A 15,096-nucleotide genomic window follows, 5' to 3' on the forward strand; every position below is an offset into this window, starting at 1 on the left:
CTTGATCAGCGGAGCGCCCATGCGTTCCGCACCGGATCAAGTCCAAAGGTGCGCTTCGGCGAACTCGACCGAGTTTCCGGCCGGGTCGCGCACATACAGGGACCGTACGCCGCCAGGCCAGTCAAACTCGGCATCTACCGGAATATTCCAGTCCAGAAGGTGTTTGCGCATCACTGCGATTTCATCTCGTGACAGCACAAGACACACATGTCCGGGGCCGCGCGCGCCGTGGGGCGGAACCGGCATGCCGGGGTCGAGCGGCGGTTGTTCGGTCTGGTCGGGATTGAAAATTAGCAGGACCGATCCGCCGATGCGATAGAAAACATGGCGGTCCGCGACACGTTGTATGCGTTCGAGCCCAAGAACTTCGCCGTAAAACTGTTCTGCCGCGTCCAGATCATCGACATAGAGCGCCGCTTCCAGAATGGCCGAAGGGGCCGGGATGTCAGGCGTTTTCTTCATGACCCCAGTCTAGCAGACCGGGGCAGGGTCTGTCACCGGCGTGGGCGACGGTCGCGCTTGCGTTGGGGGGCCGCGTTCAGTGTCGGCATTGGCAGACTGTCCCACTGCCCGGGCTCAAGATCATCTAGGGTCCAGTTTCCGATGCGGTACCGGATCAGGCGCAGTGTCGGCAGACCAACTGCCGCTGTCATCCGGCGCACCTGTCGGTTTTTGCCTTCACGTATGGTCAGTTCAAGCCAGCTGTCCGTTACCGTCTTGCGTTCACGGATCGGTGGGGTGCGCGGCCAGAGCGCCTCGGGTTCGTCGATCTGACGAGCTTTCGCAGGACGGGTCAAACCATCCTTCAATTCGACCCCGTTGCGAAGCGTTTTCAGTGCAGCCTCGTCGGGGGTGCCTTCAACCTGAACCCAATAGGTTTTGGCCATCTTGTGCTTTGGATCAGAGATCTGGGATTGCAGCTTTCCATGATCCGTCAGCAGCATCAAACCTTCACTGTCCCGGTCCAGCCTGCCCGCCGGGTAGACGCCCGGCAGATCGATGAAATCGGACAGCGTGCTGCGCGGGCTGTCCGTATTGGCGCGGTCGGTGAACTGCGGCAGAACATCATAAGGTTTGTTAAAGCGAATGAACCAGGACATGATCTGCGCATAGCCCGAAGGTCACCCCCGGTGCAAGCTGTGGATAACTGTCATGTGCCTGTTACGGATTCGCGTTACCCCGTCTGCGACATATTGTGGAAAATCAGGGCTTGTCAGAGTTTTAACACGATATATAGTTATAGAAAGACCGGGGCGGGTGCTCCCCGCTCTGGTGTCACAAACGGGCAGCTGAGAGCGAGGAGCGATTCTGTGATGGACGGAGACTTCAGGACCGAATTTGTAAGGGAGCCGGGTGCGCTCAAACAACACCCGGCCCTGGTTTTGAACGCCGATTATCGCCCCTTGTCCTATTACCCGCTGTCACTGTGGCCCTGGCAAGAAGCGATCAAGGCGGCCTGGCTGGATCGGGTCGATATCGTGGCTGAATATGACGAGGTTGTCCGCAGCCCGAGCACCGAGATCCGAATACCCTCGGTCGTTGTTTTGAAAGACTATGTAAAACCCAGAAAGCGCGTGGCCTTCACGCGCTTTAATTTATTTTTGCGGGATGAATTCCGCTGCCAGTACTGCGGCAGCCGGGACAACCTGACCTTTGACCATGTGGTGCCACGGGCCGCCGGTGGTGTGACCAGTTGGCAGAACGTGGTGGCGGCGTGCAGCCCGTGCAATCTGCGCAAAGGGTCGAAATCGCTGCGCCAGGCTCGGATGACCTTGCGCAAGCCGCCACGTCAGCCCGATGCCGAAGCGTTGCGCAATATTGGACGGAAGTTTCCGCCGAACCACCTGCATGAAAGCTGGATCGATTTCCTGTACTGGGATGCCGAGCTGGACGAGTTCTAAGCCGCGCGGGATTTCCATGCGGCCAGCCAGATCAGGACCAGCACAGCAGAAGCAATAGCGTTCCAGCCTGCCATCGAGATGCCGAACATTTCCCAGGGGATATCATCGCACCGCACCAAAGGCGCGGACATGATTTGATCGAACAGATCGTCTGCGGACAGACCGCTGATGCTGCCGGATGTGCAGCTGCTTGGGCCTTCCCACCAGCCTTGTTCAACGCCGGCGTGAAATGCACCCACCGCCGATGTCGTCGCGGCCGCCGCTGCGCCCAGCAAAGGAAGAAAGGTCAGCCTCGGTAAAGCCAGAGCCACGGCGCCGATCGCGATTGCCACTGCATGTGGATAGCGCTGCCAGATGCACATCTTGCATGGCGCAAGCCCGCCGAGATGCTGAAAGCCAAAAGCGGCCATAAGAAGCGCCAGTGATCCTAGACTTGCCACCGCGACAAGTTGCGAACGTCTCGTCATAAGTATTTCACCACCAGGAATCCGCCAAACAGGAGGATGATGAACAAAGTGAACATTAGCCCCAGGCGCTTTTCGATGAAGTCGCGGATCGGCTCACCGAATCCCCAGAGCAGGCCTGCCACCAGGAAGAACCTCAAGGCGCGAGCCAGAATCGAGGTGGCAATGAAGGTTCCAAGCGGCATGCCGGTCCAGCCGGACATAATAGTGATGACCTTGTAAGGGAAGGGGGTCACACCAGCGGCCAGAACGGCCCAGAATCCGAAGTCGTTGAAACGGGTATTGAACTCTTCCATGGCATGGGCTTTCCCCATGGATTCCAGAATGGGCTGCCCGATGCTTTCATAGAAAAACGCACCAATCGCATAGCCCAGCATGCCCCCCAGAACCGAAGCCACCAGTGCCACGGTTGCGATCAGCCACGCCCGGGACGGGCGGGCCAGAATCATCGGAATCATCAACACATCTGGCGGAATCGGGAAGAACGAACTTTCGATGAAAGCCACGATGGCCAGCGCCCACAGCGCGTGAGGGTGTTCGGCCAGACGAATGGTCCAGTCATAAAGCGATCGTAACATAAAGCACTCAAATCCCGTTTTCGGTCTGAAGCCCAGCCAAACCATGCGCCCGACGGACCGTCAACAGTCGAGGGCGAAACAAATGGAATATTGGATGGTTTTTGCCTCTGGACCTTCGCTCGGATGGGCGCTAATCCAGTGTTCGTGGCCCAAGTGGCGGAATGGTAGACGCAGGGGATTCAAAATCCCCCGCCTTCACGGGCGTGAGAGTTCGAGTCTCTCCTTGGGCACCACATTTTTTGGCATGGCATTGATAATTAGTTGCTTTTCGGAACTGCCCTTCGTCATCCCCGAATCTATTCGCCCGAGATTTCGTTGACGCCAGCTGATTTCGTGCCGTTGGCGATTCCGCGCGCAGCGCGGTTTCTCACCACAACAAAGTGGTCTGCCGATTGCAGAGCTTCGCCGGTATTTCCCGCTGGGAAGTGGTCTAGGTGCAAAACAATCAACCAAATGCTGCGGCGTTGTATCGCTGCTTTCGGTGAAACATTTGCCCGAATGCAAGTGCGGCTGCGCAGCCGAATTCAAATGATGCCTCAATTCCAACTATCCTGTTGGCACCTGCCTAAAGCGCAAGAATCCCTGAACCGCTGTATGGCTAGTACGTTAGCGTAAACGGGTAAGTGTAAGAAAAACCTGTTGTATGACGGTGGGACAACGATTTTTGGTCATGGCGGGTTATAAGTGCTGGACGTCCCTCACAGCAGGGGACGTGGGTGCAAACTCTTGTGCACCCCAGACCGCCTTCGGGAAAGCGTCTTTTCCTTGCTGAATTTAGGAATGCCAAAAGGGGACATTTTTCCTGACTAAAATCGTTCCTTAGACGGGCTCGTAGTCACGGCGTCCATGAGCCATTCTTTGAGCAATTAGTCCTAACGACCCAAGTGCAACCAGAAGTAAGAATCCGGCAGGCGGAAGTGGGACTGGGGCTAGGGGATTTGCAACAGTATATTGAACCGCAGAGGGATTGCCGAAATTAAACACAGGCGAACAGGTGCTTGCTTGCGAACCCGTGCAAGCAAGAGTCTGAAAATTGTTGTTGAACGATAGGTCGATAGTTCCGAATTGCGCGCTCGCAACTACTGTTACGTCACCATCTGCATCGGGCGCATAGATAAATGCGCCACCCCCACCCGTCGCAGAAAACCCGAATGGAAGGATGGTCGTTCCAATCAGTGAGCCTGTTAAATTGTGTCCGGAATAAACATCTAACCTTAGCTGATTTGCTTGCACATCGGTGCTGGTAGAAAAGAAGGGATTTATTCCGCCGAACCCGGAACCAGCGCTGGCATTTATTGCCAAGGCCTGACTTGGACTAATCGTGATGGCAGAACTTGGATTAGCGATTAATAAGCCGCCCAACAGTGACAGTACCGCAACAAAGAACCTCATTTCCCCCTCCCAAAAATGTCGATACAAGGCAATAAATATTAACATAATATTTTTTCAAAATTTGTGGATTCGGTCAAGAAACCCCCCAGTTGTTTTTTCGATCCGAATACGCGCTTCTCATTTGAGTGGCGGTTCGTGCTGTTTCGCGGCGTCTAGTGGCAGTTCATTTTGCTGACACTGAAACCGAGTTTTGGATTTGGAGTGACTGCATGAACCCAGACGGCTCGCTGTGAACTGATGGGGAAAGTTCGGGATTTATGCTCATATATGCGAATTGGCGCAGGTCAGACCGGTGCCGGCCTTGACATTGTGGGTATCTGAATGAAACCTCGAAAGGGTTGGGAGAAATTGGGAAATTCAAAGATTTGTAGCCGTTGCGATGCGGGCCGGTTTGTATTATCGGCACGCTTCCCTGAGCAGGTGATCAAACTTGATTTCCAACTGCCAGACAAAAAAAGTGGGAGTTAACAGATGAAAAACAGCAGCAAACTGAGCGTCGGCGCCTTCGTCACCGCAGCCCTTCTGGCTCCGGCGGCATATGCCGAAGAGTTCATTACGATCGGTACCGGCGGTGTAACCGGCGTTTACTATCCGACCGGCGGCGCGATCTGTCGTCTGGTCAACAAAGGCCGGAAAGAGCACGGCGTGCGCTGCTCGGTCGAATCGACCGGTGGTTCAGTCTACAACATCAACACCATCCGCGAAGGCGAGCTGGAGTTTGGTGTGGCCCAGTCCGACTGGCAGTACCACGCCTATAACGGCACCTCGAAATTCGAAGAAGCCGGCCCGTTCGAAGGCCTGCGCGCCGTGTTCTCGGTGCACCCCGAACCCTTCACCGTTGTGGCCCGCGCCGATTCCGGCATCACCAACTTTGAAGACCTGAAGGGCAAGCGCGTCAACATCGGCAACCCCGGTTCCGGTCAGCGCGGCACCATGGAAGTCCTGCTGGGCGAAATGGGCTGGACCACAGATGATTTCGAACTGGCGACCGAGCTGAAAGCGGCTGAACAGTCGGCAGCCTTGTGCGACAACCAGATCGACGCGATGGTGTACACCGTTGGCCACCCCTCGGGTTCGATTCAGGAAGCCACCACCGCGTGTGACTCGGTTCTGGTGAACGTCAGCGGTGAGGCCGTGGACAAGCTGGTCAACGAAAACTCGTTCTACCGCAAGGCAACCATTCCCGGTGGCATGTACCGTGGATCTGACGAAGACACCTCGACCTTTGGTGTTGGCGCGACTTTCGTAACCTCGGCAGACGTGTCGGATGACGCGGTTTATGCGGTTGTAAGCTCGGTCTTCGAAAACTTCGATGACTTCAAAAAGCTGCACCCCGCGTTTGCGAACCTGAAGCCAGAAGAGATGATTGCGGATGGCCTGTCGGCTCCGCTGCATCCGGGTGCCGAGAAGTACTACAAAGAAAAAGGCTGGATTCAGTAAACCAGACCTGACGCAGGGTGCCCAAGGGCGCCCTGCACAAAACCCGTGTGAAACGGGATTTCAGAAGGCCGAACAATGGCCGCGACGGGGAGACATTTGATGAATTCCGACACTCAATCCAATCGTCCGCTTTCCGAAGAAGAGCTTCAGGATCTGGTTGCATCTTCTGACGCAGGAGGGCGCAATCCGGTCGGGAACGTGGGCGTTTTCCTTGCGGTCGTGGCCGCGATCTGGTCGATATTTCAAGTTGTTCTGGCCTCGCCCCTGGCGAATTATGTCTTGCCCGGAAGCGTCGTGAACAATGCGCGGCAATTCCATCTGGCTTTTGCGTTGTTTCTGGCCTTTGCGGCCTATCCGGCGCTCAAATCCAGCCCCCGGAACTATATTCCGGTTCAGGATTGGATCATGGGATTGGTGGGTGCGTTTGTCGCGCTGTACGGCTATTTCTTCTATGACAAGATCGTCAATGCGGGCGGTTTGGCCGACGACACCGACAAATGGGTTGCGTTGCTTGGCCTGGTGCTGTTGTTCGAGGCCGCGCGCCGTGCGCTTGGCCCGGCCATGGCAATTATCGCGACCATATTTTTGGCCTATGTGTTCTTCGGTGCCTCGGAATGGGTGCCCGAAGTTATCCGCTGGAAGGGCGCGAGCCTGAAAAAGGCGATGAGCCACATGTGGATCACGTCCGAGGGCGTGTTCGGCATCGCCTTGGGTGTTTCCACGAAATTCGTTTTCCTGTTCGTTCTGTTTGGCGCATTGCTGGATAAAGCCGGGGCAGGAAACTACTTTATCAAGATGGCCTTTGGGGCCCTGGGCCACCTGCGTGGTGGTCCGGCCAAGGCGGCAGTTGTAGGCTCGGCTGCGACCGGCCTGATCTCGGGCTCGTCGATTGCCAATGTTGTCACCACCGGTACTTTCACCATACCGCTGATGAAGCGCGTCGGGTTCAGCAGTGAACAAGCGGGCTCGGTCGAGGTTGCCAGTTCGGTCAACGGACAGATCATGCCGCCGGTGATGGGGGCCGCTGCATTCCTGATGGTGGAATATGTGGGCATCTCATATGTCGAGGTGATCACCCATGCCTTCCTGCCAGCGGCGATTTCCTACATCGCACTGGTTTACATCGTGCACCTCGAAGCCGTGAAGCGGAACATGCCCACGCTGGGCGACCGCGATGTGCATCTGGCGCGGACCGTGGTGGGGATGCTCGGCTTCTTTCTGGTGTTTGCAGGTCTTTGCTATGGGTCACAATTCCCGGTGGATGCCGTGACAAGCTGGGTGCCGTCGGCCGCTGGGATCGTGCTCAGCCTGATTATCTGCGCGGTATATGTCGCACTGCTTTATCTGGCGGCACAGGTGCCTGACCTGGAACCGGACGACCCTAACGCAAAAGAGGTTACGCTTCCGGTCATCGCCGATATCTACAAAGCTGGCCTGCATTACCTGCTGCCGATCATCGTTCTGGTCTATTTCCTGATGATCGAACAGAAGTCACCGGGCCTTTCCGCCTTCTGGGCCACATCGCTGCTGTTTGTCATCCTGCTGACGCAGAAGCCGCTGAAAGCGATGTTCCGGGGGCAGAGCAACCTGTACAACACTTTCATCGATGGTGTTGCCGACCTGTGGCAAGGTCTGATCGACGGGGCACGCAATATGATCGGCATCGCGCTTGCCACGGCAACCGCGGGCGTGATCGTGGGAACCGTCACGTTGACGGGTGTTGGTCAGGTGATGGCCGATCTGGTCGAGTTCCTGTCGGGCGGCAATCTGATCCTGATGCTGGTCATGGTCGGGCTGCTCAGCCTGATCCTGGGCATGGGTCTGCCAACAACCGCGAACTATATCGTTGTCAGCTCGTTGATGGCCGGGGTGGTTGTTGAGTTGGGCGCACAAAGCGGGCTGATCGTTCCTTTGATCGCTGTCCACCTGTTCGTGTTCTATTTCGGGATCATGGCCGACGTGACACCTCCGGTCGGGCTGGCCAGTTTTGCTGCTGCGGCTGTGTCGGGCGGTGATGCGATCAAAACCGGTTTCACGGCGTTCTTCTACAGCCTGCGTACCGTGGCGCTGCCCTTCGTGTTCATTTTCAACACCGATCTTCTGCTGATCGATGTGACATGGGTCGAAGGGATCATAGTGGCGATTTTTGCGACGATAGCGATCCTTGTCTTTACGGCAGGCACCATGGGGTATTTCCTGACCCACAGCCGCATCTACGAAAGTATCGCGCTGATCGCCGTGGCCTTCGCCCTGTTCAGGCCGGATTTCTTCATGGATCGCATCGCGCCTCCATACACTTCGGTCGAGCCTGCGGCGTTTGTCGAAACCATTGGCCAGACACCACCGGGAACCGAGGTTCGCATGGTGATCAGCGGGCCGGATTTTGATACCGGCAAGATGGTTGACACCACGATTGTGGTGCCAGTCGGATCCGAAGAGGGCGGTGAAGCGCGCGTCGATGCCATGGGGCTGCTGTTGCTGGAAGAGGATGGCCTTGTCAAACTTGACGAGCCGATGTTTGGATCACCGGTTGCCGAAGATCTGGCCAACTTTGACTATTACGGTGACGAGGCCGTGCGTCTGAGCTCGGTCAGCCTGCCGTCCAGCCAACCTCCGAAGCAACTGGTCTATATCCCGGCGCTGATCCTTCTGGGTCTGATCGCTTTCCTGCAACGCGGCCGTGCCGCCAGACAAGAGGTGCTCGTATGACACGTTCCGTTCTGTGTGCCGTTGATATCAGCAATGGCGAGATTGATGCACCGGTGCTGCAAAAAGCAGCCGCGCTGGCGGATATGGAAGGGGCGCAACTTGACGTGGTGACAGTGCTGCCCGATTTCGGAGAAAGCTGGGTGTCGGGGTTTTTCGAATCCGGTTTTCACGACAAGGCGTTGGAGGAAGCGCAGGCCAAGCTGACGGCGCTGTGCGTATCGGCCCTGGGGGCCGAGCGCAACGAAACCATCCGCCATGTGGTTGCGACAGGCACAGCCTATCAGGAGATCTTGAAGACGGCCGAAAGTGCCGGCTCTGATTTGATCGTAATCGGAGCCCACAAGCCGGATTTCAAGGATTACCTGCTGGGTCCGAATGCCGCGCGCGTGGTGCGACATTCTAACGTCTCGGTTTACGTGGTGCGCTGACGCGAAAGGCAGATGCCGTGCACAGAGGTGCCCAAGCCCCGACGGTCGTCTGCCGCCGTTCGGGCTCCCGCAGCCAGGTCAGTAGCCCGTCATCTCGAGATACCCGACGCCCTCGTGGCTGCCGGTGACCGTGACCGGACCTTCCCAATATTCAAAACGTGTCCCCATCCAGGCGTCCGGTGTCAGGGCGGAAACCTTGACGTCGATGCCACGGTCCGCAAGCACGACGCGCCATTGCGTCGGGACGTCGCGACCTGCCACCTGATCGGTCGCAAGCGGCTCAAGCCTGACGGATCCGTCGGGGATGGCATCGGTGCTGCCGTCTGAATTGATCCATGTGGCCGAAGTGAAATCGCCGCGACCACCGCGCAGGCGAAAGGCCATCAGCTTGTCCCCGTCCTCGAAGCTGAGCGAAAACCAATCCCAGCCGGTTTGATCCTCGGCCAGGGGTTGAGAAGACCATTCCCGGTCCAGCCAGCCCTGACCGGTGACGCGAATATCGCCATCCGGCAGGTGCAGTACGCCTTCGACTGAATAGAAGGGTTGCGAATAGTAATAGCTGGCTTGTCCGTCGGCGGATTTCAAGGAATAGCCCGCTTGGCCATGAAACACCAACGGGCCTTGTGCGCTCAGCGCAAGATCGTACCCGAAATCAGCCCCGTTTGCGGTCAGGGTCAGGGTATCCATGTCCGGTCCGGCCATGCGCCATTCGTCGATCCAGGCCTCGAACGGTTGCACCGCAACACCTGCCTGCCCAATCCCCCCACGCGACAGGCGTTCGGCAAAATAGTGGGTGTCAGGCGTGGTGACGGCCGCATGGCCCATCCAGATCTGCGGGCTTTGCCATCCATCTGTTTCAAACGGTTTCAGGGCCGACCGGAAAAGGGTCCATTGGATGCCATAGTCACGCCCGTCCTCGCCTTTGAGGTTGGCCGTCAGATACCACCATTCGATCCGATAAGCGGGATGAGGTCCGTGGTCTTTGGGAAAGTCGAATTCAAAGCCCGCCTGCGGAACCTCGAATCCTTCCGCCGACCCTCCAAGACCTGCATAGCCCTGCGCCCAAAGAGGCGATGGGCACAAAAACACAAGAACGGCCAAAAGGGTTTTAACGTTCATTGGCAAACACCTTCAGCAAATCGGCAGGGGGCAGACGCAACATGCGCAGCGCGGGCAGGGCCGCTGCAACCAGGGCGGCCAGCAGGGTCAACAGGAACAGCCACAACCAATCCCAGGGAAACACGAACATCGGCAACCGCCAGCCAAAGGCTTGCACATTGATCACTGCCAACAGAACCCAGGCGAGGATCAGACCAAGCGGCAACGCCAGACACGCGGTCAGAGCCGCGAGCAGTACGCTGCGCAAAAGCTCCAGCCGCGCCAGTTGCGCCCGGTTCAGTCCCAGCGCCCATACCGGAGCTATCTGAGGCAGGCGCTGGGTCCATAGGGTCAGCAGGCTGGTGAGTATGGCAAATCCCGCCACGCCGAGGGTCAGAACATTGAGCGCCGATGTCACGACAAAGGTCTTTTCGAAGATTGCCAATGATTGCGCCTTCATGGCGGCCTGCTGGACCACGGCCTGACGCGGAAGGGCAAACCGCTCGCGCAAGGCTTGCGCCATTTCAGTCGCCTGCTCGGGGTTCAAACGGATGCCAAACCGTCGAGTTTCGGCCCCTGGCGCGATCCGGTCAAGTTGGCTCATCGACACAATGGCTTGTCCGGTTGGGTTTCCATAATCCGAATAAACCCCGGCAATGGTCGGCGCGTGATCCGGGGGCAGTGTCAGCGTATCTCCGGGCCAGAGATTCGCGCGCCGTGCCAGTTGTTCGTTGATCAGCACCGCGTCTCCGGCCATGACGTCGTCCCATACGGTCGAGTTTGCCGATATCAACGGCCAGTGCTGCCGATAGACCGGATCGTCAATGACCCCGTACAGAAACAGGGGGCCCGTCTCGTGCGACAGTTCTATGTTGCGAATTGGAAGGATGGCGTCGACTTGTGGCCGCAGCCATTCCGTGATCTCGCGCCCCTGTTCTTCGTCACGGACGGTCAGATAGAGCTCTGAGGTCAGGCGCTGGTCGAGCCAGCCGACAAAGGTCAGCCGGAAACTTGAAACCATTGTGCCCACACCGATATTTGCCGCAAGCGCAAGCAACAGGGCCATCAGGGCAAGCGACAGCCCGGGCAATTGTGCGCGCATGTCGGCCCAGACCCACTGCGCGAGGGCACCACGGGACCTGTTGCCAAAGACGGAAAGCGCAAAGGTCAGAAGCGCCGGCAACAAAAGCGCGGCACCGGTCAGCAATCCGGCCAACAGCACGAAACCGGCAACCAGACCACCGATGCTGAGATAGGCGATGGTACCGCCGAAGATCAGGGCCAAGCCGAGCAAACCGGTCACAAGGCGTGTCCGCGCATTGCCCTGCCAGGCTTGCACTCCGGGCCCCGCCAGCAGAGGCATACGAGACAATCGCCACAGCGCATGGCCACTGGCAAACAAGGTACCGCAGACAGCCATCGCCATCCCGGCAAACACCCAATGGGGGTGCAATGTCAGCTGTCCGGTCACGGGCGCACCATACAGGCCGCGAAGGGTTGCTGCGACATCGGGCAACAACGCTCCGGCCAGAAAGAACCCAAGAAGCAGACCCATGGTTCCACCGATCAGGGCCAGCCCCGTCAGTTCGGTCAGGATCAGGAAGACCAGCCGCCGCATCGAAACACCCAGCGCACGCAGGGTACGGATCATGCCTCGGCGTTGGGCAAAAGCCAGCCCGACAGTGCCGTTCACGATGAACAGGCCAACGGCAAAGGACAACAGGCCAAAAGCCGACAGGTTCAGGTGAAAACTGTCAGTCAGCCGAGCAGTATCGACTTGCGAGGACGGGCTGGCGCGCTCCAGTTCGGGCGCGACTTCGGCCAAAGGTGGCCGATCACGCGGCTGATCCGGCAACACGATGAGGCGCGAGATGAAACCGGTTTGGTTCAGCAGGGCTTCGGCTGTGCCGATATCCGTCAGAATTACGTCTGGTGGCAGGGCCGTGGTGATTGAAAACGGCGGAAGGTTGTTCTGGTCGTGCAACAGCGGCTCCAGCTCTGCCGCGATCAGAAGCCGCCCCGGAGCGGTCAGCATGTCCGCCGGCTCAGTCGGCGCGGTGCTTTGGTCGGCTTCGGTGACGGCGGGCAGGGCCGGGTAGGCGACCATGTCCACACCCATCAGGCGCAATGTGCGGCCTCGAATACGATAGGGGCCTTCCAGAACGGCCGCCACCTGCCAGCCAGCACGACGCAGATCGACGTAACGAGAAACCGGGATCAGGCCGGAAGGATCGCGCAGCTCGTCGAACTGCCCAAGGGCAAGCTGCGCGTTGGCCCGGGCATAGCTGGCGCGCGCTTCGGCATTGATGGCCTGAACCGCGGACCAGAGACCGGTGGCCAACGCGATGCCTGTCAAAAGCGTCGCCAGTTGCAACCAGTGCACCCGCCAGTGAGACATCAAAGCCTGAATGACGGCGCGTGTCATTGGATACGACCACCGCAGAGCTGGACGGTTCGATCCAGGCGGGCCGCAATCTGTTGGGAATGCGTGACCAACAGAAGCGCTGCGCCGGTATCAGCCACCAAGGCCAACATCAGATCCAGAACCCTTGCGCTGGCGGTTTCATCCAGATTGCCCGTGGGCTCATCCGCCAGCAGCAGTTTCGGACGCGCAGCCATGGCACGACCAATCGCGACCCGCTGCTGTTGCCCGCCGGACAGGTTTTCGGGATATCGGTCCAAAAGATCGGACAGGCCCAAGCGTTCAGTCAGATGCGCGGTCCAATCGGCATCCTCAGCGTCGGCAAGGCGGGCGTGAAAGGAAAGGTTCTGCGCAACGGTCAGCGAAGGGATCAGATTGAACTGCTGAAACACCAACGAAAGCTGACTGCGCCGCAATTCGGCCCGCCCGGCATCGTCCAGACGGGACAGAGGTGTTCGATTCAAGATGATTTCACCGCTGTCGAAACAATCAAGCGCTGCGGCAAGGTTCAGCAGAGTGCTTTTGCCACTGCCGCTTTCGCCGGTCAGGGCCAGTGTCTGCCCTTCATCCAATATCAGCGACACGTCGCGCAGAACCGGGCGCCCGCCGGGATAGGTTTTCTGAACACGGTCGATGGTCAACAGCATGGTCTGGCCTTTTTTCCTCCAAGGATGTGCGACGGAATTCCAAACTGTCCAGTGCGGACCCGCACTCGGTTCCATTCGCCGCAGGCGTTCCTCACGATCGCCGGGGTTGTGCCCTGCACCTCAAAGGGCCATTCTGCCCGGACGGTAAACTGTCGTAAATCGGGATGAAAAACATGACGTTGCTGCATCAGATCGTTTGGGGCAGTACATTTCTGGCGCTCTGCTTCTTGGTCGAGATTCTTTTGTTGACCTGGTGTACCGTCACGATCATCAAGTGGGATGAAAGATGGTCCGCCAAGGGGGTGTTCTTTGGAACGGCAACACCAATCGCGGTATCTTTGGCCTTTATTGTCGCGACGCACACGATTCAGGTCTGGATTTGGGCCATCGTCTGGGTGTTGCTTGAGGTTCTGCCGGATTGGAACTCGGCCATCTATTTCTCATTGGTGACGTTCACGACCCTGGGATACGGCGATATCGTTTTGGGCGAAGGGTTGCGCATCTTTGGGTCTTTTGCCGCGGTTGCTGGTCTTCTGGCCTTTGGTCTGTCGACCGCTTATCTGGTGGCGATGATGACGCGTGTCTTTCAAGAGAAGTTCTTTACCTAGAGGATAGGCGCAAACAACCGCGCCAATGGGGCGCCAAACCGGATATGCGCGGGTTGCTGGGCCAGACTGCGCGTCAATTCATAGCTTGCCTCGAAATCCGCGCGCAGCATGTGATCAACAGCCAGTGCTGCGCGGGCATCGAAAAACAGGGCCATCGCCTCGAAGTTCAGCCGGAAGGACCGGTTGTCCAGATTGGTCGTGCCGACCGCAGCCAGCGTGTCGTCAACCACGAAAACCTTCTGGTGCATGAAACCGTCCGTGTATCGGAACACGCGCACGCCGCAGTCGCGGATTTCGTCGAAATAGGCAAAAGCAGCCAACCACGGCAGCCGATGATCAATCATATCCGGGACAAGGATGCGCACGTCCACACCGCGCATCGCTGCATGTTGCAGGGCGGTCATGACGTCGATGTCGGGCACAAAATAGGGCGAGGCAATCCACAATCTTTCTTTCGCCTCGGCGATGGCCGAAAAGAACATCATGGCGCCGGTTTCGGTTTCGTCTCCGGGTCCGGTGGCCACCAACAGGGCATTCATGTCTTGCTCGGCCTCGCTGCCTGCCCAGTCGAGGTCGTCAATCAGGTCTTCATCGCGGGCCCAGTGCCAGTCTTCGGTAAAGATGAGCTGCAATTGCCGGACGATGTGGCCTGTCATCTTGATATGCGTGTCGCGCCAATGGCCGAAATGCGGGTCTTCGCCCAGATATTCAACACCCACGTTGTGACCGCCGATAAAGCCTGTTTCACCGTCGATGATGACGGTTTTGCGATGGTTCCGGTAATTCAGCTGAAACCTGAAATTCGGCCCGCGTTGTTCACGCGGGTCGGCCACGTCAATTCCGACGTCGCGCATTGTGTCCAGATAGGTGTTTGCCAATCCATAGCTGCCGACGGCATCGGTCATGAAACGGACATGCACTCCGCGTTTCGCAGCCTCGATCAGCTTGGTCTGAAGCTGTCGGCCCAATGTATCGTCTCTGACGATATAGAATTGGATCAGGATATAGTTCCTGGCCTCGTCTATCGCCTGAAAAATGGCGTCAAACGTTGCCTGACCATCGATCAGAAGCTGAGCGCCATTGCCACTGGATACCGGAAGATGAGCCAGAAATTCGAATGGTCGTGGATTGACCGACATCGTGGATGGGTCAGGTCTGGAGTAGTCAGCAAAGGTCTTGATGCCTTCGACGACCCGTTCGCTTTGTTGGCGCGAGATGCGGTAGCCGCGAAACCTGTGATGCCCCAGAAACAGGTACATCGGAACCGCAAAGATTGGCGCCGATACCAAAAAGACCACCCAGCCAACGGCTCCTTGCGGTGTGCGCGCGGTTTGTGCCGCGCGCACCGAAAACACAACTGCAGTTGCGTACAACGCAAAAACGAAGATGGATACAAGCAATGTCCACAT

14 protein-coding genes and 1 tRNA gene are annotated in these 15,096 nt (G+C 57.8%); 6 read left to right on the top strand and 9 right to left on the bottom strand.

Translation table 11 applies throughout. The features are described 5' to 3' along the window. Positions 1-36: 36 nt before the first annotated feature. Positions 37-462: a VOC family protein gene (locus GOW60_RS03780; protein ID WP_171167989.1), complete on the bottom strand. Its 426-nt coding sequence runs from the start codon at positions 460-462 to the stop codon at positions 37-39. Positions 463-494: 32 nt separating this feature from the next. After that, a complete protein-coding gene (locus tag GOW60_RS03785; RefSeq protein WP_171228275.1) occupies positions 495-1,100 on the bottom strand; it encodes an rRNA large subunit pseudouridine synthase E in 606 nt (201 codons plus the stop codon). 213 nt (positions 1,101-1,313) lie between these two features. Between GOW60_RS03785 and GOW60_RS03790 the strand changes: the two genes are divergently transcribed. Then, entirely contained in the window at positions 1,314-1,901 is a 588-nt protein-coding gene (locus GOW60_RS03790; RefSeq protein ID WP_152458073.1) for an HNH endonuclease, read from the top strand. Here GOW60_RS03790 and GOW60_RS03795 read toward each other — a convergent pair. Both GOW60_RS03795 and GOW60_RS03800 read right to left on the bottom strand, forming a co-directional pair. Further along, a complete protein-coding gene (locus tag GOW60_RS03795; RefSeq protein ID WP_171228276.1) occupies positions 1,898-2,368 on the bottom strand; it encodes a disulfide bond formation protein B in 471 nt (156 codons plus the stop codon). The two genes, GOW60_RS03790 and GOW60_RS03795, sit on opposite strands and share 4 nt — an antisense overlap. Then, positions 2,365-2,943: a YqaA family protein gene (locus GOW60_RS03800; protein WP_152458071.1), complete on the bottom strand. Its 579-nt coding sequence runs from the start codon at positions 2,941-2,943 to the stop codon at positions 2,365-2,367. The genes GOW60_RS03795 and GOW60_RS03800 overlap by 4 nt, the downstream gene beginning before the upstream one ends. A gap of 147 nt (positions 2,944-3,090) precedes the next feature. On the opposite strand from GOW60_RS03800, the gene GOW60_RS03805 reads away from it, so the two are divergent. Beyond that, a tRNA-Leu gene (locus GOW60_RS03805) sits at positions 3,091-3,176 on the top strand. A gap of 586 nt (positions 3,177-3,762) precedes the next feature. Here GOW60_RS03805 and GOW60_RS03810 read toward each other — a convergent pair. Next, positions 3,763-4,380 carry a hypothetical protein gene (locus GOW60_RS03810; RefSeq protein ID WP_171228277.1) on the bottom strand — a complete coding sequence of 206 codons (618 nt, stop codon included), beginning with the start codon at positions 4,378-4,380 and terminating at the stop codon, positions 3,763-3,765. 426 nt (positions 4,381-4,806) lie between these two features. Here GOW60_RS03810 and GOW60_RS03815 point away from each other — a divergent pair, with 426 nt between their 5' ends. The 3 genes from GOW60_RS03815 to GOW60_RS03825 all read left to right on the top strand — a co-directional run bounded on the left by GOW60_RS03815 (position 4,807) and on the right by GOW60_RS03825 (position 8,912). Then, on the top strand, positions 4,807-5,775 hold the full coding sequence (locus tag GOW60_RS03815) for a TAXI family TRAP transporter solute-binding subunit (RefSeq protein ID WP_171115786.1): 969 nt from the start codon (positions 4,807-4,809) through the stop codon (positions 5,773-5,775). A gap of 99 nt (positions 5,776-5,874) precedes the next feature. Next, the gene (locus tag GOW60_RS03820) at positions 5,875-8,484 is read left to right on the top strand and encodes a TRAP transporter permease (RefSeq protein ID WP_152458068.1); all 2,610 of its coding nucleotides are present in this window, start codon (positions 5,875-5,877) and stop codon (positions 8,482-8,484) included. Continuing rightward, positions 8,481-8,912 (top strand): universal stress protein, encoded by a 432-nt coding sequence (locus GOW60_RS03825; RefSeq protein WP_171115790.1) that lies wholly within the window; start codon positions 8,481-8,483, stop codon positions 8,910-8,912. The genes GOW60_RS03820 and GOW60_RS03825 overlap by 4 nt, the downstream gene beginning before the upstream one ends. Positions 8,913-8,990: 78 nt before the next feature. On the opposite strand, the gene GOW60_RS03830 is transcribed toward GOW60_RS03825, so the two are convergent. Genes GOW60_RS03830 through GOW60_RS03840 form a run of 3 tightly spaced genes read right to left on the bottom strand, consistent with a single transcriptional unit; the run spans position 8,991 to position 13,079 of the window. Continuing rightward, positions 8,991-10,031, bottom strand: coding sequence for a lipocalin-like domain-containing protein (locus GOW60_RS03830; protein WP_171228278.1), 1,041 nt, complete (start codon positions 10,029-10,031; stop codon positions 8,991-8,993). Continuing rightward, complete coding sequence (locus tag GOW60_RS03835; RefSeq protein ID WP_171228279.1) at positions 10,021-12,435, bottom strand: ABC transporter permease; 2,415 nt, start codon at positions 12,433-12,435, stop codon at positions 10,021-10,023. The genes GOW60_RS03830 and GOW60_RS03835 overlap by 11 nt, the downstream gene beginning before the upstream one ends. Next, positions 12,432-13,079 (bottom strand): ABC transporter ATP-binding protein, encoded by a 648-nt coding sequence (locus tag GOW60_RS03840; protein ID WP_171228280.1) that lies wholly within the window; start codon positions 13,077-13,079, stop codon positions 12,432-12,434. The genes GOW60_RS03835 and GOW60_RS03840 overlap by 4 nt, the downstream gene beginning before the upstream one ends. 173 nt (positions 13,080-13,252) lie before the next feature. Here GOW60_RS03840 and GOW60_RS03845 point away from each other — a divergent pair, with 173 nt between their 5' ends. Beyond that, complete coding sequence (locus GOW60_RS03845; RefSeq protein ID WP_171228281.1) at positions 13,253-13,687, top strand: ion channel; 435 nt, start codon at positions 13,253-13,255, stop codon at positions 13,685-13,687. Here the strand turns inward: GOW60_RS03845 and cls are convergent. Next, positions 13,684-15,096 (bottom strand): cardiolipin synthase, encoded by a 1,413-nt coding sequence (cls, locus tag GOW60_RS03850; protein WP_171228282.1) that lies wholly within the window; start codon positions 15,094-15,096, stop codon positions 13,684-13,686. The two genes, GOW60_RS03845 and cls, sit on opposite strands and share 4 nt — an antisense overlap.

The organism is Ruegeria sp. HKCCA4008 (genome assembly GCF_013033125.1).
Classification (GTDB): Bacteria; Pseudomonadota; Alphaproteobacteria; order Rhodobacterales; family Rhodobacteraceae; genus Ruegeria.